Source organism: Nocardia sp. NPDC004722 (assembly GCF_053601505.1).
This window is the reverse complement of sequence record NZ_JBSGBY010001062.1, coordinates 1-1,430: the sequence shown is the minus strand read 5'-3', so window position 1 is coordinate 1,430 and position 1,430 is coordinate 1. Positions and strand designations below refer to the sequence as shown.

The window sequence follows — 1,430 nt, the reverse complement described above, 5'->3', positions numbered from 1 at the left end:
CCGACTCTTAATCCCGTTGTCAAGCAGCAGTGGTGAGGGGCTCAGGTTGATAGAGCCGGTTGTCGCGGAGGAGTGCCCACACGACGTTGACGCGGCGACGGGCGAGGGCGAGCACCGCTTGAGTGTGGCGTTTACCTTCAGCTCGTTTACGGTCGTAAAACTGCCGGGATGCCGGACTGCACTGGATGCTGAGCAGCGCGGATGTGTAGAAGACGCGTTGCAGAGGCCGACTATAGCGTTGGGGCCGATGCAGATTGCCGCTGATACGACCCGAATCGCGAGGCACCGGAGTGAGGCCGGCGAAGTTTGCGAGCCGGTCAGCCGTTGCGAAACGGTCGATGTTGCCAGTGGCGGCGATGAACTCGGCACCGAGCAAGATGCCGATGCCGGGCAGGCTGGTGATCACTTTGGCTTGGCGATGACGAAGAAATCGTTCCTCGATGAGCCTGTCGATGTCTTTGATCTGCTCGTTGAGGGTGATCACCCCCTTCGCCTGTTGGGCCACCAACAGGGCAGCCATGTCCTCGGCAGGAAGAGTTCTGTGCTGGGTTCGGGCGGCGGAAACGGCTTTGGAAGCCAGGACAGCGGCGTTGCGGACCTTGCGGTCCCGCAGCCAGACGGCGAGACCCTCAACGCCGATGCCGCGCAGCGCCTTTGGCGTCTGGAATCCGGTCAGCAGGACCAACGGCCCTTTGGTGGTCAGATCGAGAGCACGTTCCAGCGCAGGACAGATAGCCAGCATCTGGTCGTGCAGCCGATTGACTGCCCGGACGCGGTCAGCGGCGAGGTCCTGTCGATGGGCCACGAGGAGCCTGAGCTCAACGACCAATTCGTCGTCGCCCCGCAGAATCGTGAGATCCCGGCGCATTCGGGCCTGGTCGGCGATGATCAGCGCGTCCTTGGCGTCGGTTTTGCCCGCGCCGCGGTAACCGGCCGCAGCCCGATTGACCATGATGCCCGGCACATAGGCCACTTCTTGATCGTGGTCGAGCAGCAGTGTCATAAGCATCGCGGATTCGGTGCTGTTCAGGTCTATAGCCCACCTGATCCGCTCTGCCAGGACACACACGTCGCCGATCGCGGCCATCAGTGTTGCCTCATCGTTGGCTACTCGCCGCGAGAACACCCGGCTGCCATTACCGTCGACCACGACCACGTGGTGATGCTCTCGGCCGATGTCCACTCCGGCCCACAGTTGCGTCAACTCATCCCTCTCACTAGCGGTTTCGCGATGACGCCCGCAGACGACCCCGCCGCCAGGTCCCTACTCAGCGATCGGTTCGCAGCTCTTAATCAGAGGCCGAGTCCGTCCTGGAGAGGCGAGCGGCGAGTCGGCGGGAGCCACACGATCGGCAGACGACTGAGAGCCATACCCACCCCTCCCGGGGCATCCGGACCCTACGGGGCCGGACCGCTAAAAGGTAGGGACG

At 63.3% G+C, this 1,430-nt stretch carries 1 protein-coding gene; it reads right to left on the bottom strand.

What is annotated here, in order from left to right; translation table 11 throughout:
• Positions 1-19: 19 nt before the first annotated feature.
• Positions 20-1,204 (bottom strand): IS110 family transposase, encoded by a 1,185-nt coding sequence (locus ACWELQ_RS45660; protein WP_452403185.1) that lies wholly within the window; start codon positions 1,202-1,204, stop codon positions 20-22.
• Positions 1,205-1,430 lie beyond the last annotated feature (226 nt).